Source organism: Nocardioides asiaticus, assembly GCF_040049175.1.
In the GTDB taxonomy this organism is placed as follows: Bacteria; Actinomycetota; Actinomycetes; order Propionibacteriales; family Nocardioidaceae; genus Nocardioides; species Nocardioides cheoyonin.
Window position 1 is genome coordinate 350,751 of the sequence record NZ_JBDZDM010000005.1, and the last position, 20,051, is coordinate 370,801.

Sequence of the window (20,051 nt, forward strand, 5' to 3'; positions counted from 1 at the left end):
CCACGTCTGCGGCGGCGTGTGAGGGCGTGAGTCCCGTGAGGCCGTGAGCGGAAGTTGACCCAAACCGAACGCCGACGCTGCGAGGGTGTGACAGCCGCTGCCGAGCATCGGTGTCATGAGCACTCCGTCCACGACACGGCCCGCAGCGGCCGCGAGCCGCAGGACCGGCCGCTGGATCGACGACTGGCGACCCGAGGACCCGGTGTTCTGGGAGAGCACCGGGTCCCGGGTCGCCCGGCGCAACCTGGTCTGGTCGATCTTCGCCGAGCACCTCGGGTTCTCGGTCTGGATGATCTGGAGCGTCAGCTCGGCGCTGCTGACGTCGGTCGGGTTCGACTTCACGCCCCAGCAGCTCTTCTTCCTGGTCGCGATACCGAGCCTGGTGGGCGCGCTGCTGCGACTGCCGTACACGTTCGCGGTGCCGCGGTTCGGCGGCCGCAACTGGACGATGCTCTCGGCCGGTGCGCTGCTGGTGCCGACCGCCGGCTACGCGATCGCCGTCACCCACAGCGGGACGCCGTACTGGGTCTTCTGCGTCATCGCCGCGTTCGCCGGGCTCGGTGGCGGCAACTTCGCCTCGTCGATGACCAACATCAACTTCTTCTACCCCGCGGCCCGGAAGGGCACGGCGCTCGGCCTCAACGCGGCGGGCGGCAACCTGGGCGTCTCGCTGATCCAGTTCCTGCTGCCGGTGATCGTCGGCGGGGCAGGCGTCTTCGGGCTGGTGAAGGCGTCGTCGTCGGGGATCCACCTGGAGCGGGCGGCGTACGTGTACGGCGCGCTGTGCGTCGTGGCGACCGTGGCGGCGTACCGCTGGATGGACAACCTGGGAACCGCCCGCTCCTCCGCGCGCGAGCAGCTCGCCGTCGTCCGCAACAAGCACACCTGGGTCATGTCGGTGATCTACATCGGCACGTTCGGGTCGTTCATGGGCTACAGCTCGGCGATGCCGCTGCTCATCAAGCTCAACTTCTGGGTGCCGGAGCCGGCTCCGCTCGGGACCGGGATCTACTTCGCGTACTTCGCCTTCCTCGGTGCGGGCATCGGGTCGCTGACCCGGCCGCTCGGCGGCTGGCTGGCGGACAGGTACGGCGGCGCGCGGGTCACGCTCGGCTCGATCCTCGGGATCATCGTGTTCACGCTCGCCGTGGTGTGGACGCTCGCGCAGCTGACCCCGAACCCGACCTCCGACCCCGGGATCGCCAGCGACAACCAGGCGTGGTTCCCGGCGTTCCTCGCCTTCTTCCTGCTGATCTTCGCGGCGACCGGGGTGGGCAACGGGTCGGCGTACAAGATGATCCCGGCGATCTTCAAGCGCGACGCCGAGCTGGCCACCACACCGGGCACGCCTGAGCGGGACGCCGCGCTCGCGACCGCGACCACGCAGTCCTCCGCGGCGCTCGGCATCGTCGGCGCGATGGGCGCCCTCGGCGGGTTCCTGATCCCGATCGCCTTCAGCTCGCCGTGGGTCGACGACCCGCTGTCGGCCACCAAGGGAGCTCTGGTCGCGTTCGTCGCCTACTACGCGCTGTGCGCGGTCGTGTGCTGGGCGTTCTACCTGCGCCGGCGGCAGGCGCGGGCGACGGAGCTGGCGGATGTCCGGATCTGAGACCCACTGTCCGTACTGCAGCCTCCAGTGCGGGATGACCCTCCAGCGGGTGGGTCGCCGGCTGGAGGTCGCGGCACGGCCCTTCCCGGTCAACGAGGGCGCGCTGTGCCGGAAGGGCTGGACGGCGGCCGGGCTGCGCGGGTCCCGGGAGCGGCTGACGACGCCGCTCGTACGCGACCGCAGGACCGGCGAGCTGACGGCAGTGGGCTGGGACGAGGCGCTCGACCTGGTGGCCGGCCGGCTGGCCGCGCTGCGGGAGGAGCACGGCGCCGACGCCAACGCGGTGTTCGGGGGTGGGGGGCTCACCAACGAGAAGGCCTACCAGCTCGGCAAGCTCGCCCGGGTCGCGCTCGGCACGAGCCAGATCGACTACAACGGCCGCTGGTGCATGTCGTCGGCGGCGAGCGCCGGCAACCAGGCGTTCGGGATCGACCGGGGGCTGCCGTTCCCGCTCGCCGACATCGAGCGGACCGACGTCCTCGTCCTGGTCGGCTCCAACCTCGCCGAGACGATGCCGCCTGCGGCCCGGCACCTCGACCGGCTCCGCGAACGCGGCGGGACGGTGGTCGTCGTCGACCCACGGCTGACCGCGACGGCGGAGCGCGCCGACCTGTTCGTGCAGCCCGTCCCGGGCGGCGACCTCGCGCTCGCCCTCGGGGTGCTCCACCTGCTGGACGCCGCCGGTGCCGTCGACGAGGAGTACGTCGCGACCCGCACCACCGGCTTCGACGACGTACGCCGCCGGGTGGCGTCGTGGTGGCCCGAGCGGGTCGAGCGGGTCACCGGGGTGGAGGCCCCGGTCCTCCGCGAGGTCGCCGCGCTGCTCGCCGGGGCGGAGCGGGTGACGGTCCTGACCGCCCGCGGTGCCGAGCAGCACGCGACCGGGACGGCGACCGTGCTGGCGTGGATCAACGTGGCGCTGGCGCTGGGCATGCCGGGCCGGGAGTACGCCGGCTACGGCTGCCTCACCGGCCAGGGCAACGGCCAGGGCGGCCGCGAGCACGGCCAGAAGGCCGACCAGCTGCCCGGCTACCGGATGATCGACGACCCCGAGGCCCGCGCGCACGTCGCGCAGGTGTGGGACGTCGAGCCGGGCAGCCTGCCCGGGAAGGGCCGGTCGGCGTACGAGCTGCTCTCCGCGCTCGGCACCGACGACGGGCCGCGGAGCCTGCTCGTCTTCGGCTCCAACATCGTCGTCTCCGCGCCCAACGCGCTCCACGTCGCCGAGCGGCTCGCCGCGCTCGACCTGCTGGTCGTCGCCGACCTCGTCATGAGCGAGACCGCGGCGCTCGCCGACGTCGTGCTCCCCGTCACGCAGTGGGCCGAGGAGTCGGGCACCATGACCAACCTCGAGGGCCGGGTGATCCTGCGGCAGCAGGCCGTCGCGCCGCCCGACGGCGTACGCAGCGACCTCGAGGTGATCGCGGGCCTCGCCGAGCGGCTCGGCGCCGCCTCGACGTGGCCGACCGACCCGGAGGAGGTCTTCGAGGAGCTGCGCGCGGCCTCGCGCGGCGGCCGGGCCGACTACAGCGGCATCACCTACGACCGGATCCGGGCCGAGGACGGCGTGTTCTGGCCCTGCCCGGAGGGCTCGCCGGGCACGCCGCGGCTGTTCGCCGACCGCTTCCCGACGCCCGACGGCCGCGCCCGCTTCGTCGACGTCGAGCACACGGGTCCGGCGGAGGAGCCGACGGCGGCGTACCCCCTCCACCTGACGACGGGACGCGTCCTCGCGCAGTACCAGTCCGGCGCGCAGACCCGGCGGATCGGCGAGCTCCCCGACGGGGGTCCGTACGTCGAGCTGCACCCGATGCTCGCCGACCGCATCGGCGCCGCCGACGGCGAGCCGGTCGTCGTCACCACCCGCCGCGGTGAGATGAAGGCGCCGGCACGCGTGGTGACCACGATCCGCCCGGACACGGTCTTCGTGCCGTTCCACTGGGTCGGCGCCAACCGGCTCACCAACGACGCCCTCGACCCCTGGTCGCGGATGCCGGAGTTCAAGGTCTGCGCGGCACAGGTGACCGCATGACCGGGCGGATCGTGGTCGTCGGCGGCGGGATGGCCGCGAACCGGCTGGTCGAGGGGCTGGTGGCCGCCGGGCTCGGCGGGAGCGTAACGGTCCTCGGCGAGGAACGGCACGCGCCGTACAACCGGATCCTGCTCTCCGCCGTCCTCGAGGGCACCCACCGCCCCGGCGCGCTGACGCTGCGCACGCGGGAGTGGTACGCCGAGCACGGCGTCGACCTCCGGCTCGGCACCCGCGTCGTCGACGTCCACCGCGACCGGCGGACCGTCGAGCTGGCCGACCGCAGCGAGGTGGCGTACGACGACCTCGTCCTCGCCACCGGCTCGATCCCGACCCTCCCGCCCGTCCGCGGGCTGGTCCGCGTCGACGGCACCCTCGACCCACGCGTCCACGCCTTCCGCAGCCTCGACGACTGCGCCCGGCTCCTCGATGCCGTCTCGGCCGGCTCGACCGACGCCACGGGCTCGACCACCGAGCGGCGCGCAGTCGTCGTCGGCGGCGGGCTGCTCGGTCTGCAGGTCGCCCGGGCGCTGGCGATCCGCGGCCTCGCCACCGAGATCGTCGAGGGGGCGGAGCACGTGATGCCCGCCCAGCTGGCCGCCGGTGCCGGCCAGGTGCTCGCCCGCTCGCTCCGAAAGCTCGGGACGCAGGTCTACACCGGAGCCCGGGCGGTCCGGCTGACCGGCGACGGACTCCGGCTCGACAACGGCTACACCCTCGACACCGACCTCGTCGTCCTCGCCGCCGGCGGCCGGCCGAGCGCCAACCTCGCCCGGCGCGCCGGGCTCACGGTGCGCCGCGGACTCGTCGTCGACGACCGGCTGGCGAGCGTCGACGACCCGCACGTGTACGCCGTCGGCGACTGCGCCCAGCATGATGACCGCGTCACGGGCTTCGTGGCGCCGGCCTGGGAGCAGGCCGAGGTCCTGGCCGCCCGGCTGGCCGGCGAGGACGCGACCTACCGCGGCACCCGGCTGGTCGCCCGGCTGCGCGCGACCGACCTCGACGTCGCCGTCCTCGGCGACCCGCACCGCGCCGAGGGCGAGAGCGTCGAGGTGACCAACCCGGTGCGCGGCAGCCACCGCCGGCTCGTCGTACGCGACGGCGTCATCGTCGCCGGCTCCCTGGTCGGCGACCTGTCCCGGATCGGCGTCATCACCCAGGCCTTCGACCGCGGCACCGTCCTCGGCCCGCGCGAGCCCGGCCAGCTGCTGATGCCGCCCGCCGGCGCACCCACACCGGTCGTCGGCGACGACACCGAGGTGTGCCACTGCGCCGGCGTCACCGCCGGCCGGGTCCGCGCCTGCACCTCGCTCGCCGACGCCGTCGAGAGCACCCGTGCCACCACCGGCTGCGGCGGCTGCGCAGCGACCGTCCGCCAGCTGCTCACCACCCGTAGCACCCCCTTGGAAGGAACCCGACAGTGATGGCACCCCATCTGCGCAGACAGATCGTGGTCGTCGGCCACGGCATGGTCGGCCACCGCTTCGTGACCGCTGCGATCGAGCGCGGCCTCACCGAGACCCACGACATCGTCGTCGTGGGCGAGGAGCCACGGCCGGCGTACGACCGGGTCGCGCTGACGTCGTTCTTCGAGGTCGGCGCCGACGAGCTGTCCTTCCTCCCCGAGGGCGAGTACGACGACCCCCGCGTGCGGCTCGTCCTCGGGACGAGCGTCGACGGCCTCGACCCGGAGACCCGCGCGGTCCTCCTGTCCGACGGCGAGGCCGTGCACTACGACGAGCTCGTGCTCGCCACGGGCGCGGCGCCGTTCGTGCCGCCGGTGCCGGGCCACGACCTGCCCGGCTGCTTCGTCTACCGGACGATCGAGGACCTCGAGGCGATCCGCGAGGCCGCCGCCACCGCCCGCGTCGGCGCCGTCATCGGCGGCGGGCTGCTCGGCCTCGAGGCGGCCAACGCGCTCCACCAGCTCGGCCTCGAGACCCACGTCGTCGAGCTCGCTCCGCGGCTCATGGCCGTCCAGGTCGACGAGGCCGGCGGCCGCACCCTCGGACGGCACATCGAGGGCCTCGGGCTCACCGTCCACACCGGCGCCATGACCGAGCGGATCCTCGGCACCACCCGGGTCGAGGGCCTCGCCCTGAAGGACGAGGACGAGATCCCGGCCGAGGTCGTCGTCTTCTCCGCAGGCATCCGGCCGCGCGACGCGCTCGCCCGCGGCGCGGGCCTCGAGCTCGCCGAGCGTGGCGGGGTGCTCGTCGACGAGCGGTGCCGCAGCTCCGACCCGCACGTGTGGGCGATCGGGGAGTGCGCGGCCCCGGCCGGGAGGATGTACGGCCTGGTGGCGCCGGGCTACGCGATGGCCGAGGTCGTCGTCGACGCGCTCCTGGGCGGTGCCGGGGCGTTCACCGGCGCCGACATGTCCACCAAGCTCAAGCTGCTGGGCGTCGACGTCGCCTCGTTCGGCGACGCCCACGCCACCACGCCCGACTGCCTCGAGCTGGTCTACTCCGACGCGGTCGCCGGCATCTACAAGAAGCTGGTGATCAGCGAGGACGGCACCAGGCTGCTCGGCGGCGTCCTGGTCGGCGACGCGTCGGCGTACGGCGTCCTGCGCCCCATGGCCACCTCGGGCCTGCCGCTCCCCGACAACCCCGAGGAGCTCATCCTGCCGGTCTCGAGCGGGGCCGGGATGAGCCTGCCGGCCGAGGCGCAGGTCTGCTCGTGCAACGACGTCGCCAAGGGCGAGATCGAGGCGGCCGCCGAGGGTGGCTGCGAGGACGTCGCCGCTGTCTCGAAGGAGACGAGGGCCGGCACGACCTGCGGCTCGTGCAAGCCCCAGGTGAAGAAGATCGTCGAGGACTGGTTCGCCGCCCAGGGGAAGAGCGTCGACAAGAGCCTGTGCGAGCACTTCGCGATGACGCGGGCCGAGCTCTTCGACGTCGTGCTCATCCACGGCTATCGCTCCTTCGACGAGATCGTCGAGGCGCACGGCACCGGCCGGGGCTGCGACGTCTGCAAGCCCGCGGTCGCGAGCATCCTGGCGAGCCAGGTCAACCACCACGTCCTCGAGCGCGGCAACCGGGCGCTCCAGGACACCAACGACGCCTACCTCGCCAACATCCAGCGCAACGGCACCTACTCGGTGGTGCCGCGGATCCCCGGTGGGGAGATCACCCCCGAGAAGCTGATCGTGATCGGCGAGGTGGCCCGCGACTTCGGGCTCTACACCAAGATCACCGGCGGCCAGCGGATCGACCTGTTCGGTGCCCGGATGGAGCAGCTGCCGGCCATCTGGAGGCGGCTGGTCGACGCCGGCTTCGAGTCCGGGCACGCCTACGGCAAGGCGCTGCGCACGGTGAAGTCGTGCGTGGGGTCGACCTGGTGCCGGTACGGCGTGCAGGACTCCGTGGGACTCGCGATCCTGCTCGAGCTGCGCTACCGCGGCCTGCGCAGCCCGCACAAGCTGAAGGGCGGCGTCTCCGGGTGCGCGCGCGAGTGCGCGGAGGCGCGGGCCAAGGACTTCGGGATCATCGCGACCGAGAAGGGCTGGAACCTGTACGTCGGCGGCAACGGCGGTGCCGTGCCGGCCCACGCCCGGCTGCTGGCCGGCGACCTCACCACCGAGGAGGTCGTGCGCTACCTCGACCGCTACCTCATGTACTACATCCGCACCGCCGACCGGCTGCAGCGCACCGCCGCCTGGATCGACTCGCTCGAGGGCGGGCTCGACCGGGTCCGCGAGGTCGTCGTCGACGACGTCCTCGGCCTCGGCAGCGAGCTGGAGGCGGCGATGGCGAAGCACGTCGCGGGCTACTTCGACGAGTGGCGGGCCACCCTGGAGGACCCGGACAAGCTGGCCCGGTTCGTCTCCTTCGTCAACGCCCCCGAGACCCCCGACCCCAACATCGACTTCGGCGTCACCCGGGGCCAGATCGTGCCCGAGGTGCACGACGGCCCGGTCTCGCTGGGACCGGTCGAGCTGGGCGCCACCATCCCGGTGGGAGAGCCCCGATGAGCGGGAGCCGCACCTCGACGTACGTCGCGGTGTGCCGCGTCGACGACATCGAGCCCGAGACCGGCGTCGCCGCCCTGGTCGGCGGCGAGGCGGTCGCCGTCTTCAGGACGTACGACGGTGAGGTGTTCGCGCTGTCCAACTACGATCCCTTCTCACACGCATCGGTGCTCGCCCGCGGGATCGTCGGCACCCGTGCCGGGGAGCCGTTCGTGGCGAGCCCGATCCACAAGCAGGCGTTCGGCCTGCGGACCGGACAGTGCCTCGACGATGCGGCGGTCCGGGTGCCGACGTACGACGTCCGGGTCGTCGACGGCACCGTGCAGGTGGGAGGAGCGAGGCAGTGACCGACCGGCCGCTCGAGGGGTTCCGCATCGGGGTCACCGCGACCCGGCGGGCCGAGGAGCAGATCGCGCTGCTCCAGCGGCGCGGCGCCGAGGTCGAGTGGGCGCCGGCCCTCTCGGTCGACCCCAACCGGGTCGACGCGGCGGAGCTGCGGGCGGCCACGGAGTCGGTGCTGGCGCAGAAGGTCGACATGTTCCTCGCCACCACCGGCATCGGGACCCGGGCGTGGTTCGACGCCGCCGAGGCGTGGGGCCTGCTCGACCGGCTGCTCGAGACGCTCGGCCGGGCGGAGATCCTGGCGCGCGGTCCCAAGTCCGTCGGCGCGCTGCGCGGGCGCGGGCTGCGGGAGCTGTGGGCGCCGGCCTCGGAGGAGTTCGACGACGTCCTCGAGCACCTGCGCGGCCGGGACCTGACCGGGAAGCGGATCGTCGTCCAGGAGCACGGGCAGTCGCTCTCGATGGTCGCCCACGCGCTGCGGCGGCAGGGAGCGGAGGTCACCACGGTGACCGTCTACCGGGTCGAGGCGGCCGACGACCCGGAGCCGATGTTCCGCCTCGTCGACCAGGTCGCCGACCGCCGCCTCGACGCGGTCACCTTCACCTCCGCGCCCGCCGTCGCCGCGCTGATGGAGGTCGCCGGCTCGGTCGGGCGGCGCGAGGACGTCATCACCGCCTTCCAGGCCGAGGTGGTCGCGTCGTGCGTCGGGCCTGTGACCGCGGCCGCGTTCGAGATGTGGGGCGTGCCGACCCTGTTCCCGGAGAGGTCGCGGCTGGTCGCGATGGTCAAGCAGCTCGAGACCGAGCTGCCCTCGCGCCGGGCCGGGCTGACCATCGAGCTCGCCGGCGGTCACCAGCTGCTCCTGCACGGCGAGGACGTCCTCCTCGACGGGCTGGAGGTGAGGCTGTCGCCGGCGCCCGCCGCGGTGCTCGCGGCCCTCGTCGCCAACCCCGGCAACGTCGTCTCCCGCCGCGCCCTGCTGGCGCAGCTGCCGTCCGGCACCGCCGGCTCCGAGCACGCGGTCGAGATGGCCGTGGCCAGGCTCCGCTCGGCGCTCGGCACCAAGGCCGTGCAGACGGTCGTCAAGCGCGGCTACCGGCTGGCGGTGGCCCAGTGACCCGTCTCGTCACCGTCGCCCACGGGACCCGCACGGCCGAGGGCAACGTCATCGCCGCGGCGCTCACCCGCGCCGCCGGCGTACGCCTCGGGCTGCCCGCCGTGGCGTCGTACGTCGAGCTGTGCGAGCCGCTCCTCGCCGACGTGCTGCGCGGCGGCGCGGAGGAGGAGACCGCCGTCGTACCCCTGCTGCTGTCCACCGGCTACCACGTCCGCGTCGACCTGCCGGCCGCCGTCGAGCAGGCGGCCGGCCCGGTCACCCTCGCCGGCCCGCTGGGGCCGGACACGCTGCTCGCTGCCGCCCAGGCCGACCGGCTGCGACGGGCGGGCGCGGAGCCCGGCCGACCGGTCGTCATGGTCGCCGCCGGCTCCCGCGACCCCGCCGCCACCGACGACCTGTGGGCCGCCGCCGACCTGCTCACCGGCCTGTGGGGTGCGCCGGTGCGGGTCGCCACGCTCGCCGGGCTCGGCCCGGACGTGCTCGACGTCGTACGCCCCGGCGACGCGGTCGCGCCCTACCTGCTGGCGCCCGGCTTCTTCGCCACCCGGGCGCGGCGGCTCGCGCTCTCCGCCGGGGCGGAGGTCGTCGCCGAGGTCCTCGGCCCGCATCCGAGCGTCGTGGAGCTGGTCGCCGAGCGGGCGCGGCAGCTGCTGCCGGTGGACGCCGTGAGGACGTGAGGACAAGTTCACGGCACCTGGGGCCGCCGACGGCGGCGGGTGAAACACCGGCGCGGTTGCGTGGATCCATGGACAAGGACATCCTCACCGAGAGCCTCCTCCTGGTGGACGGCCAGGAGCACGCGCTGACTCCGCGCTTCTACGAGATCCTCTTCACCCGGTATCCCGAGGTCAGGCCGATGTTCTCCACCGACATCCGGCCACAGACGGCGATGCTGCGCGAGGCGATCGTCGCCGTGCTCGACCACCTCGACGACGCCGTCTGGCTCGGCGACACCCTCGGTGCGCTCGGCCGCAGGCACGCCGGCTGGGGCGTGACGGCGCCGATGTACGACGCCGTCGCCCAGTGCATGATCGCCGCCATGGAGGAGCTCGGCGGCGACGCATGGACCCCCGAGATGACCGCGCAGTGGACCGAGGCGCTCGGTGCGGTCGCCGGGCTGATGCAGGCCGGCGCCGCCGAGGCCGAGGGCGTCGCCTGAGCCGGTCGGACCGGCCCGACTAGTGGCCGGCGGCCCGACGGGTACCGGGTCGCCATGCCCGACAGCCCGCACGAGCACTACCGGATCGCCGGCTACCTCAGCGCGATGTCCGTCTTCGGCACCGCCGTCGCGGGCGCCGCCGCGCTGGGCCGCGTCACGGGGCGCGACCTGCCGGCGGCGTACGCCCTCCCGGATCTCGCCCTCGGCGCCATCGCGACGCACAAGTTCGCCCGGCTGATGTCGAAGGACGGGGTGACGACGCCGCTGCGCGCGCCGTTCACCGAGTTCGAGGAGAACACCGGCTCGGCGGAGGTGGCCGAGTCGCCACGGCCGGAGCCCGCCCGGCACGTCGTCGGCGAGCTCATCACCTGCCCGTTCTGCCTGGCGCCGTGGATCGCGACGGCGTACGTCGCCGGGCTGGCCCTCGCTCCCAGGGTGACCCGCGCCTGGGCGGCGGTCTTCTCCGTCGTCGGCGGCTCGGACTTTCTGCAGCACGCCTACGCGCACGTGCGGACCGACTGACGGGTACCGCGACGCGAGAGCGACGAAGGAGGAGCGATGACCTACCCACGCCTCGCGATCGTCACCGGCAGCGACTCCGGCATCGGGGCGGCGACGGCCGAGCTGCTCGCCTCCGAGGGGTACGACGTCGGCCTGACCTGCCACCACGACGTCGACGCCCTCGAGGGGACGGTGAAGGCGGTCCAGGACCGCGGGCAGAGCGCGTTCGTGGAGGCGTTCGACGCCGCGTCGGAGAACGCCGGCGACGTCGTCGACCGTCTCGTGGAGCGGCTCGGGGGGCTCGGCGTGCTCGTGAACGTCGCCGGCACCGGCCACACCGACCTGGCGCTCGACCTCTCCTACGACCGATGGCGGCAGGTGCTGGCGACCGACCTCGACGGGCCGTTCCTCTGTGCGCAGCGCGCGGCGCAGCGGATGGTCGACGCCGGGCGCGGCGGCCGGATCGTCAACGTCACGAGCGTCCACGAGCACGTCCCGCGGATGGGCTCCTCGGCGTACTGCTCGGCGAAGGCCGGCCTCGGCATGCTCACCAAGGTGATGGCGCTCGAGCTGGGTGAGCACGGCATCACCGTCAACAGCGTCGCCCCGGGCGAGATCGCCACCGAGATGACCGGGATGGACGAGGCGGAGGCCTACCACCAGGAGCGGCCGGGCAACCCGGTCGGCCGGCCCGGCCACGTCACCGAGGTGGCGCAGGTGATCGGCTTCCTCGCCTCGCCGCGGGCGGCGTACGTCACCGGGTCGTCGTACGCCGTCGACGGCGGTCTGATGCTGATGGCCGCGCACGGCCACGACCAGCGCACCAACCGGTGGCGCGAGGTCGGCTAGCGGAAGTCGATGAGGATCATCTCCGAGCCGGGGTCGTCCTCGGAGGTCATCACCCGCGGCAGCCGGTCGGCCGTGTCGGTCGGGCGGTAGAGCGGGGCGAGCGGGTCCGCGCCGGGCTCGGCGATCTCGACGGTGCGCTTGGTCTGGGCGTGCGGCAGGACGGCGGCGCGGAAGCACCGGCAGGTGTAGGGCAGCTGCATGCCGTCCATGCCGCGGCCGTAGTCGTCGTAGAACGCCAGGACCTCCCGGCGCTTCGCCTCGCGCCGCTCCTCCGGGAGGGCCGCGATGGTGGAGCGGGAGAGGACCAGATCCTGGACGGAGTCGCGGTCGATGGTCTGCCAGTGCCGGTACTCCGCGGTGTCGACCGCGCTGAAGAGCGCTGAGTCGTCGATCGCGCGGGTCGGGTCCTCGCCGTGCGACTGGTTGCCGATCAGGGCGGTGAGCTTGCGGACCCACGGGATCCGCTCGTCGCGCTCGTTCCAGAGCAGGGCGAGCCGGCCTCCGGGGCGCAGGACCCGGACGATCTCGGGCAGCGCCTTCTCGGCGTCGAACCAGTGGAACGCCTGGGCGGCGACCACGACGTCGTACAGCCCGTCGCCGGCGGGGATCTGCTCGGCGGTGCCGACGGTGGCGCGGACGTCGGGGAGCTTGGCCGAGAGGACGTCGAGCATCGCGTCGTCGGGGTCGGTCGCGAAGACGTCGTGGCCCAGCGAGACCAGGAGCTCGGTCAGCTTGCCGGTGCCTGCGCCGAGCTCGAGGACGGAGACCGGCTCGGTCCCGACGAGCCACTCGACCGCATCCCGCGGATAGCTCGGCCGGCCGCGGTCATAGGCGTCCGCGACGCGGCCGAAGGAGCGCGCCGGATCCGGGGTGGCCCCGCGGTCGGGATCGGGCTGGGCGGTCATTAGTTGGCAGGGTACCCGTTACATAGGGTTCTTCCCGTGACCGACGATCCACTGGCCTGGTTGGTGTCGCTCGAGGGGGTCGTGTCGGCGTTCGCGGCGGCCCGGGACGGCATCGACGTGATGCTGCGCGACCGCGGCCTGCGGCGAACGTCGCCGGAGTCGACGGCCGAGTCGCTGCTCCGCGGCGCGCACGCGTCGGCGGTGCTGGAGGGGTCGGCCTCGACGCTCGAGGAGGTACGCGAGTCGGGCGGGGACGCGGTCGCGCGGGACGCCGTACGCCTCTCGACGGAGCTGCTCTCGCTGGTGCCGACGCTGCGGCAGGCGCCGCTGCAGGCGTTCGCGCGGCTCCACGCGCTGGCGGCGGCGGGCTCGGTGGGCGGGGAGGAGCTCGGCCGGCCGCGGGGGGAGGAGGCCGCGGGCCGGCTGAAGGGGCTCTCGGACCTCCTGCTCGCGCCGACGCGGGTGCCGGCGCTGGTGGTCGCCGCGCTCGTCCACGCCGACCTGGCGACCGTCGCGCCGTTCGCGTCGCACAACGGCATCGTGGCCCGTGCCGCCGAGCGGCTCGTGATCGTCGCGCGCGGCGTGGACGAGAAGTCGCTCGTCGTACCCGAGGCCGGGCACCTCGCGCTGCGGCCGGCGTACGAGTCGAACCTGCGCGGCTACGCGTCCGGCGGCAGGGCCGGCCTGCAGTCCTGGCTGCTCTATGCCGCCGAGGCGTACGCCGCCGGAGCGGAGGCGTCGCCCCTGCGCTCCTCGTGAGCCGGGCCGTCCGGGGCCCGACATGCTGGTGGCACCCGGTCCTCGATCGGATCCGGATGCCACCGCGGAACACGTGAAGCCGGGGTTACCAGGCGTGCAATGTCGAATTGCTGCCGCGGGATGTCTCCCCGCTGGTCAGCACCCCATCGGATGGGTGGATCACCGCGTGGGTGCCCCGCTCACGTGCACGTTTGAACTTGTCTGAGTCCGTTTGTACGCCGGTTTGCGCGACCCTTCAAGGGTCCTCGGCGTGTCGTCTGCGACGCGCCGCGACGGGCGTCGGTGGGCCGGGTCACGCCCCGATCTTGCGGCGGCGCGCACCCGCCCAGAGCACTCCGCCGAGGACCGCCGCGCTGCCGACGGCGAGCGCCGCGAGGGTGGGCCCGGCCGGTGGAAGCGGCACCCGGCTGCGCAGCGCGACCGGCTTGGTGAAGACGAGCACCGGCCAGCCGCGCTCCTTCGCCACCCGGCGCAGCTCCTTGTCGGGGTTGACCGCGAAGGGGTGGCCGACCTCCTCCAGCATGTGCAGGTCGGTCATCGAGTCGGAGTAGGCGTAGCACTCGTCCAGCTCGTACCCGTTGCGCTCGGCCAGCTCGCGCACCGCGTTGGCCTTCTCCTCGGCGTACGCGTAGAGGGCGATGCGGCCGGTGTACTTCCCGTCCTCGACGTCCATCCTCGTCGCGACCACGTGGTCGGCGCCGAGCATCTCGCCGATCGGCTCGACCACCTCCGTGCCCGACGCGGAGACGATCACGATGTCGTGGCCCTCGGCCCGGTGCTCCTCGATGAGCTGCACCGCCTCGTCGTACACCAGCGGGTCGACGACGTTGTGCAGCGTGTCGGCCACGATCTCGCGCACCGTCGCGACGTCCCAGCCGGTGACGAGCTCGGACATGAACTTCCGCATCTTCTCCATCTGGTCGTGGTCGGCGCCGCCGACGACGTAGACGAACTGCGTGTAGACCGACCGGAGCAGCGCCTTGCGCGAGATCAGGCCGCCCGCCTGGAACGGCTTGGAGAAGGCCAGGGTGCTGGACTTGGCGATGATCGTCTTGTCCAGATCGAAGAACGCCGCGGTCCTGGCCATGGCTCCATCGTAAGAGGACCGTCCACCGGGTCGGGCCGGTTTCCGTCCACAGCCGGCATGAGTTCACTCGCTGTCCACAGCGGGTTCGACGGCCGGGTAGGACCGTCCGGGCCGGCGGGAAGGCTCGCCGCATGACCCAGTCCATGGCCCAGACCCGCGCCCTTCTCGTCACCTCCGACCCACTGCTCCTCGAGGAGCTCGCCCGGCTCGCGGCCGCCGCGGGCGCCTCGGCGGTGCCCACCCCCGACGTCGCCACCGCGCTGCCCGGCTGGGCGCGGGCGCCGCTGGTGCTCGTCGGTCCCGACCTGCTGCCGCAGGTGGCGCTCCTCGGCCCGCCACGCCGGCACGGCGTCTACGTCGTCTCCTGGGGGTCGCCGGGCGAAGAGGTCTACCGGCCGGCCCTCCACGTCGGCGCCGAGGGGGTGCTGGAGCTGCCCGGTGCGGCCGGCCTGGTCGGGGACCTGCTCACCGACCTCGACGGCGGCAGGTCGGAGGGGGTCGTCGTCGGCGTGGTCGGCGGGTCCGGCGGCGCCGGGGCGACGACGTTCGCCGCCGCGCTCGCGCGGCTCGGTGCGGCGACCGGGCCGACCGTCCTCGTCGACGCGGACCCGCTCGGGCCGGGCGTCGACCGCGTGCTCGGGCTCGAGGACGTGCCGGGCGTGCGCTGGCCCGAGCTCGCCCGGACGACGGGCCGGCTCGGCGCTCGCTCGCTGCGCGAGGCGCTGCCGCGCTCGGGCGACCTCGGGCTGCTCGGCTGGGACCGCGGCGACGTCCGCGCGCTCGACCCCCAGGTCGCGCGCGAGGTGCTGTCCGCCGCCCGCCGGGGTCACGAGCTGGTGGTGCTCGACCTGCCGCGCTCGCTCGACGCCGTCGCCGAGGACCTGCTGGCCCGCTGCGACCTGGTCCTGCTGGTCGTGAGCGCCTCCGTGACCGGCATCGCGGCCGCCGGGCGGCTGGTCTCGCGGCTGCCCGACCGCGAGCGGGCCAGGCTCGTCGTGCGTGGCCGGTCGGCCGATCCGGAGGTCGTCGGCCGGGCCCTCGGCGTGCCCGTCCTGACGGCGATGCCGGACCAGCGCGGCCTCTCGGAGGCGATCGACCTCGGCCTCGGGCCGGTCCGCTCGCGGCGCGGGCCGCTCGGCCGGGCCGCGCTCGAGGTGCTGGCCCGCTGCCGGATGCAGGCGGCGGCCGCATGAGTGCCGCCACCGGCGCCGGTGGGACGGTCGAGATCGCACCCGAGGTCGTCGACGAGGTCCGTGAGCGGCTCGCCCGCGAGCCCGGCGGGCTGACGCCCCACCGGGTCTCGGAGGCCCTGCGCGTCGCCGGCCGGCCGGTCGGCGACGCGACGGTGCTCGCGGTCTACGAGGCGCTGCGTCGCGACGTCGTGGGTGCCGGCCCTCTCGAGCCGCTCCTGCGGCTGCCCGGGGTGACCGACGTGCTCGTCAACGGGCCCGACCAGGTCTTCGTCGACCGCGGCGAGGGGCTGGAGGTGACCGGGGTGCGGTTCCCCGACGACGACGGCGTACGCCGGCTCGCGCAGCGCCTCGCCGCGGCCGGCGGCCGCAGGCTCGACGACGCGTCGCCGTACGCCGACCTGCGGCTCGCGGACGGCACCCGCTTCCACGCGGTGCTGGCCCCGCTGGCACGGCCCGGCACGGCCATCTCGCTGCGGGTGCCGTCGGCGCGCGTCTTCACCCTCGCCGAGCTCGTCGAGTCGGGCATGGTCGCGCCCGCCCTCGGCGAGCTGCTCCGCGGCATCGTGGACGCCCGCCTCGCCTTCCTGGTGAGCGGCGGGACGGGCAGCGGCAAGACGACACATTGGTTGAGACACGTCTACGTGCGACACTGGACCCCGACGGGTCTGAGAGGAGCACGGCATGAGCACCAGAACACCCAGGAGGCCGCGGTGCGCGATCCTGCTCGCCCGGATCTCGGACGCCCGCGGCGACGGCCGGAGCGTCGCCGATCAGGTCTCTGACGGGCTCGCGTACGCAGACCGGATCGGCTGGCGCATCGGCCCGGCCGAGACGCACATCCTGCGCGAGCCCGACACGTCGGCGTGGAAGCGCCGGCGGATCACCGTCCCCGGCAAGAGCACGCCGGAGTGGCGGGTCGTCCGTCCACGGTTCCGGCGGGCCCTCGACATGCTCGCGACGGGCCAGGCCGACGGGCTGATCGCCTACGACCTCGACCGGGCGATGCGCGACCCGCGAGACCTCGAGGACCTGATCGACCTCGTGGAGAAGATCCTGCCGGGCCTGCCCGTCGAGTCCGTGACCGGCTCCCTGCGGCTCTCCAACGACGCCGAGGTCACGATGGCCCGCGTCATGGTGGCGGTCGCGAACAAGGCCAGCCGGGACACGTCCCGGCGGGTCGCGCGCGCGGCGCGCTCCCGTGCCGAGAGCGGGGGCTACCACGGTGGCCGCCGACCCTACGGCTGGGCGAAGGACGGCATGACGCCGTGCCCGGACGAGGCGCGCGTGATCCGCGACGCCGCTGAGGCGATCCTCGCGGGCCGGTCTCTGCGGTCGCTGACCCTCGACCTGAACGCGCGAGGGGTGCCGACAGCGACGGGGCGCACCAGCTGGACGACGCAGACGGTGAGGGACATGCTCGTGCGCCCCCGTGTCGCCGGGCTGTCCACCCACAACGGGAACGTCGTCGGCCGCGGTCGCTGGCAGGCCGTGCTCGACGAGGACACCTGGCGGCAAGTGACCGCGCTGCTCTCCGACCCGGCGCGGCGTACGACGCCGGGCAACCAGCCCCGCTGGCTCGGATCGGGGCTCTACCTGTGCGGCATCTGCGGGGCGCCGATGCGCTGCACCAAGGCCGGCGGCACCGGACGGCCCCACTACCGCTGCACCGTGCCCAGCAGTGGACACAGTGTCTCCGCGGACGCCGTCGCCCTGGATCGGCACGTCATCGGGGAGCTGCTGGTGCGCCTCGACGACCCGGCGGCGCTCGCGGCGATCCGGGCCCGGCAGAGCAACGGCAGCGGCGACGGCGAGGACACCGGCGCGCTCGCGCGGGCGATCGCGAAGGACGAGACGCGGCTGCGGGAGTTGCGCCGATCCCTGACCGACCCCGACGCCGACGACGTCGACGACATTCGCGACGCCATGACACGGCTCCGCGAGCGCATCGCGGAACGACAGGCGCGACTCGGGGCCGCCAGCGCACAGCCCGACCCGGTGCGCGAGTTCGACCCAGAGAGCGACCCCGACTTCGACTCCGCGACGGTGTGGGCCGGGCTCGACCTCGAACGGCAGCGGGAACTCCTCGCGCTCCTGGCCGTGGTCACGGTCCAGCCCGCCAGACGGGGGAGGCTGCCGAAGACGCTGCGCCTGCCGGACGGCACCTACCGCTGCGACCCCGACCGCGTCGACGTCACGTGGCGGTGAGCGACGATGGAACTGTCTGAGCAGTCGCTCTCGGAGTTGCGCGCGCTGGGCGAGGTCGGGAGCCACCGCGCCGCGGTGAGGACCGTCGAGCGGATCGTCGAGCGGGAGACCCTGCACCACCTGCGGAGCATCCGCGACCGGCTCGCCGCCAGCCCCGAGGTCGACCCCGTATCGCTGGAGTGGGCCGAGCGGATCGTCGACCGCTACCTCCGCGAGCAGGGGTGAGCGACGCCGCCGGGCTGAACGGGGAGAGCGCCGTCGTGGCGTCGACGGGGGAGGGCTCCGGGGAGGGCGAAGGCGAAGGGACCCGCCCCGAATACCCGTCTCGGCCGCACTCTCCCAGCGAGGGGTCATGGCCCCGCTGAGCCAAACGTCCAGCCCGGCCGGCGTCGCACCGTCACCCCGTTCCACTCGGGGGACGACTGAGGGGACGGCGCACCGCCTCTGACCGGGACGGTGCGCCGCCTGTGTCTCCGCCCGTCCGATGGCCGGGGGAAGGCCGACGGGGACGACCGGGGGGTCAGAGCAGCAGCGCGGAGAACGCCTTGGGGCGGATCACGTCGCCCCCGACGCGCATCGTCACCAGCAGGCCGATCTTGCCCTCGGCGGCGAAGAGCTCCACGAGCCGCTGCACGCGGAGCCGCTGACGGTCCGCGATCATGTAGCCCGACTTGAGGTCGCCGAACACCATCGACGGGTTCGTGCCCGCACCGCTGCCACTGCCGCTCTCGACGCTCATGGCGGGAAGGGACTCGAGCGTCTCCACCGGGTAGCCGCCGATCGTCGGGGGCTCACCCGCGGCAGGGTTGGGCTGCAGCAGGTAGTGGCCGTCCGCGTCGGTGAGGAGCGCGACCGCCTCGGCCGCGTCCGGGGAGACGAGGTACATGCCGTTGCGGCGCATCCTCGCCGACACCCGGTAGGGGAGCCGCTTCACGTCGTCCGCGAACAGGCTGCCTGCCGCGGTCGAGGCGATGGTCTGCGTGATCGTCGCCGTGGGGCCATCGGTGACGCCCGTGATGCGGCTGGCGATCCCCACCGGCTGCTCGTCGCCGTCGCCGGTGCCCGCACCGAAGGCGTCGTCCTCCACGGCGGCGAACTCGGCGGCGAGGCCCTCACGGACGATGCCCTCAAGGCTGTCGTCGGAGTCCTCGAGTTCGTCCAGGCCGATCTTCACCAGCGCGGTCAGGTCGTGGACCGTGATCGTCTGCTTGGGGTCCGCCGGCGGGTCGCCGAGCCCAGCACCGGGCGTGGCCGGGTCCTGGATCTCCAACTTGCCCCACGCCGGGGTGCCGATGTTGACGGCCCCGACGTCGACCTTCGGCTTCGTGGTCGGCTTGACGAAGGCGCGGCCGCGTACGACGCCCTCGTGGGCCAACTCCTTGAGGATCGTCCCGGCGTAGTCCTGCGGGATCAGGACCTCGCCGGTGTCGTCCTCGACGAGGTCGGCCTTGCGCTCGGGGGCGATGCGGTCGCCCTTGCGGACGTACTCGAGGAACGCGGCGGTCTTCCGCGAGACGCCGCCACCGCCAAAGGAGAGGCCGCCGTCGAGGTCCGTCTCGGCGCTGCGGCCCATCGCGGCGGCAAGGTGCTGCTGCATCTGGTGTGCCGCCTCGGCGGGCATCGCCTTGCCCTCGAACTCTTCCTTGATCGCCCTGGCGAGGTCGAGATGGCGGCCGACCGGATCGTTCGTCCTGATGGTCATCGTGACTCCTGACTCGCCGCACCGAGTTCGGTGGGCGTCGTGAACATGGGCCGCCGGTGCACGGGCTGCAACTCGTGGTGCAGCTGCGCCAGTTCGTACGCGGCGTGCCGAGACTTGGTGAGTGCGTCGGCCTCCGACCGGAGAGCCGTCTTGCCTTGCCGTTCCCGCTTGTCGACCTGCTTCACCAGCCGGTCGGTGTTGTCCTGCCAACCGCGGAGCGCCTCAGCGATGTCGTCCACAGAGACGGTCTGTCCGGCGGCGAGGCGTGCGCGGAGGTCGTCGGCGGTCGCCGGCCGCGCCTCGGCCTGCTGGCGGCGCGCTCGCGCCTCGCGGTCGCTGCGCCGCTGGTACTCGACGCCCAGGGTCAGGTGCGTGTCGATCAGGAGCGCGTCACCGGCGGGCATCGACTTGCCCTCGAAGGAGTCGTGGATCGCACGCGCCTTCGCGATGTGGTCGCGGGCCTGCTGCTTGAGACTGGTCATGGGAGCGTCCTCGTGGCACACGGGAAGGTGGCCGTGCGCTGTGGCGCTACGGCTGCTGCTGCTCGTCTCGGACGCTCCGGCGTACGGGCGGGGCCTCGTCGCACAATGCCGAGTGGCGAGAACAGCATATCCCAGC

19 protein-coding genes are annotated in these 20,051 nt (G+C 73.7%); 15 read left to right on the forward strand and 4 right to left on the reverse strand.

Going from position 1 to position 20,051, the window contains the following annotated elements:
* Nucleotides 1–115 precede the first annotated feature (115 nt).
* From ABLE53_RS19235 to ABLE53_RS19280, 10 genes are all read left to right on the forward strand, one after another.
* On the forward strand, nucleotides 116–1,609 hold the full coding sequence (locus tag ABLE53_RS19235) for an MFS transporter (RefSeq protein ID WP_348860754.1): 1,494 nt from the start codon (nucleotides 116–118) through the stop codon (nucleotides 1,607–1,609).
* Nucleotides 1,596–3,641, forward strand: coding sequence for a molybdopterin oxidoreductase family protein (locus ABLE53_RS19240; protein WP_348860755.1), 2,046 nt, complete (start codon nucleotides 1,596–1,598; stop codon nucleotides 3,639–3,641). Before ABLE53_RS19235 ends, ABLE53_RS19240 begins: the two co-directional genes overlap by 14 nt.
* Nucleotides 3,638–5,065, forward strand: coding sequence for an FAD-dependent oxidoreductase (locus ABLE53_RS19245; protein WP_348860756.1), 1,428 nt, complete (start codon nucleotides 3,638–3,640; stop codon nucleotides 5,063–5,065). The genes ABLE53_RS19240 and ABLE53_RS19245 overlap by 4 nt, the downstream gene beginning before the upstream one ends.
* A complete protein-coding gene (gene nirB, locus ABLE53_RS19250; RefSeq protein ID WP_348860926.1) occupies nucleotides 5,065–7,617 on the forward strand; it encodes a nitrite reductase large subunit NirB in 2,553 nt (850 codons plus the stop codon). Before ABLE53_RS19245 ends, nirB begins: the two co-directional genes overlap by 1 nt.
* Nucleotides 7,614–7,961, forward strand: coding sequence for a nitrite reductase small subunit NirD (gene nirD / locus ABLE53_RS19255; protein ID WP_348860757.1), 348 nt, complete (start codon nucleotides 7,614–7,616; stop codon nucleotides 7,959–7,961). The genes nirB and nirD overlap by 4 nt, the downstream gene beginning before the upstream one ends.
* Complete coding sequence (locus ABLE53_RS19260; protein WP_348860758.1) at nucleotides 7,958–9,073, forward strand: uroporphyrinogen-III synthase; 1,116 nt, start codon at nucleotides 7,958–7,960, stop codon at nucleotides 9,071–9,073. The genes nirD and ABLE53_RS19260 overlap by 4 nt, the downstream gene beginning before the upstream one ends.
* Complete coding sequence (locus ABLE53_RS19265; RefSeq protein ID WP_348860759.1) at nucleotides 9,070–9,750, forward strand: sirohydrochlorin chelatase; 681 nt, start codon at nucleotides 9,070–9,072, stop codon at nucleotides 9,748–9,750. The genes ABLE53_RS19260 and ABLE53_RS19265 overlap by 4 nt, the downstream gene beginning before the upstream one ends.
* A 68-nt stretch (nucleotides 9,751–9,818) precedes the next feature.
* Nucleotides 9,819–10,232 carry a globin domain-containing protein gene (locus ABLE53_RS19270; RefSeq protein WP_348860760.1) on the forward strand — a complete coding sequence of 138 codons (414 nt, stop codon included), beginning with the start codon at nucleotides 9,819–9,821 and terminating at the stop codon, nucleotides 10,230–10,232.
* Between the two features lie 54 nt (nucleotides 10,233–10,286).
* On the forward strand, nucleotides 10,287–10,754 hold the full coding sequence (locus ABLE53_RS19275) for a DUF1360 domain-containing protein (RefSeq protein ID WP_348860761.1): 468 nt from the start codon (nucleotides 10,287–10,289) through the stop codon (nucleotides 10,752–10,754).
* Between the two features lie 36 nt (nucleotides 10,755–10,790).
* The gene (locus tag ABLE53_RS19280) at nucleotides 10,791–11,582 is read left to right on the forward strand and encodes an SDR family oxidoreductase (protein WP_348860762.1); all 792 of its coding nucleotides are present in this window, start codon (nucleotides 10,791–10,793) and stop codon (nucleotides 11,580–11,582) included.
* Here the strand turns inward: ABLE53_RS19280 and ABLE53_RS19285 are convergent.
* Nucleotides 11,579–12,487 carry a class I SAM-dependent methyltransferase gene (locus ABLE53_RS19285; RefSeq protein ID WP_348860763.1) on the reverse strand — a complete coding sequence of 303 codons (909 nt, stop codon included), beginning with the start codon at nucleotides 12,485–12,487 and terminating at the stop codon, nucleotides 11,579–11,581. The two genes, ABLE53_RS19280 and ABLE53_RS19285, sit on opposite strands and share 4 nt — an antisense overlap.
* 36 nt (nucleotides 12,488–12,523) lie before the next feature.
* On the opposite strand from ABLE53_RS19285, the gene ABLE53_RS19290 reads away from it, so the two are divergent.
* Nucleotides 12,524–13,246: a Fic family protein gene (locus ABLE53_RS19290; RefSeq protein WP_348860764.1), complete on the forward strand. Its 723-nt coding sequence runs from the start codon at nucleotides 12,524–12,526 to the stop codon at nucleotides 13,244–13,246.
* Between the two features lie 292 nt (nucleotides 13,247–13,538).
* Here the strand turns inward: ABLE53_RS19290 and ABLE53_RS19295 are convergent, their stop codons facing one another.
* The gene (locus ABLE53_RS19295; protein ID WP_348860765.1) at nucleotides 13,539–14,333 is read right to left on the reverse strand and encodes an HAD family hydrolase; all 795 of its coding nucleotides are present in this window, start codon (nucleotides 14,331–14,333) and stop codon (nucleotides 13,539–13,541) included.
* A gap of 131 nt (nucleotides 14,334–14,464) precedes the next feature.
* Here ABLE53_RS19295 and ssd point away from each other — a divergent pair, with 131 nt between their 5' ends.
* The 4 genes from ssd to ABLE53_RS19315 are packed head-to-tail and all read left to right on the forward strand — an operon-like array spanning nucleotide 14,465 to nucleotide 17,956.
* On the forward strand, nucleotides 14,465–15,526 hold the full coding sequence (ssd, locus tag ABLE53_RS19300; RefSeq protein ID WP_348860766.1) for a septum site-determining protein Ssd: 1,062 nt from the start codon (nucleotides 14,465–14,467) through the stop codon (nucleotides 15,524–15,526).
* Nucleotides 15,523–16,308, forward strand: coding sequence for an ATPase, T2SS/T4P/T4SS family (locus tag ABLE53_RS19305; RefSeq protein WP_348860767.1), 786 nt, complete (start codon nucleotides 15,523–15,525; stop codon nucleotides 16,306–16,308). Before ssd ends, ABLE53_RS19305 begins: the two co-directional genes overlap by 4 nt.
* Entirely contained in the window at nucleotides 16,208–17,731 is a 1,524-nt protein-coding gene (locus ABLE53_RS19310; RefSeq protein WP_348860768.1) for a recombinase family protein, read from the forward strand. The genes ABLE53_RS19305 and ABLE53_RS19310 overlap by 101 nt, the downstream gene beginning before the upstream one ends.
* 6 nt (nucleotides 17,732–17,737) lie before the next feature.
* Nucleotides 17,738–17,956 (forward strand): hypothetical protein, encoded by a 219-nt coding sequence (locus ABLE53_RS19315; RefSeq protein ID WP_348860769.1) that lies wholly within the window; start codon nucleotides 17,738–17,740, stop codon nucleotides 17,954–17,956.
* Nucleotides 17,957–18,251: 295 nt separating this feature from the next.
* Here the strand turns inward: ABLE53_RS19315 and ABLE53_RS19320 are convergent, their stop codons facing one another.
* Entirely contained in the window at nucleotides 18,252–19,433 is a 1,182-nt protein-coding gene (locus ABLE53_RS19320; RefSeq protein ID WP_348860770.1) for a phage major capsid protein, read from the reverse strand.
* Nucleotides 19,430–19,915 carry a hypothetical protein gene (locus tag ABLE53_RS19325; protein WP_348860771.1) on the reverse strand — a complete coding sequence of 162 codons (486 nt, stop codon included), beginning with the start codon at nucleotides 19,913–19,915 and terminating at the stop codon, nucleotides 19,430–19,432. Before ABLE53_RS19325 ends, ABLE53_RS19320 begins: the two co-directional genes overlap by 4 nt.
* Nucleotides 19,916–20,051 lie beyond the last annotated feature (136 nt).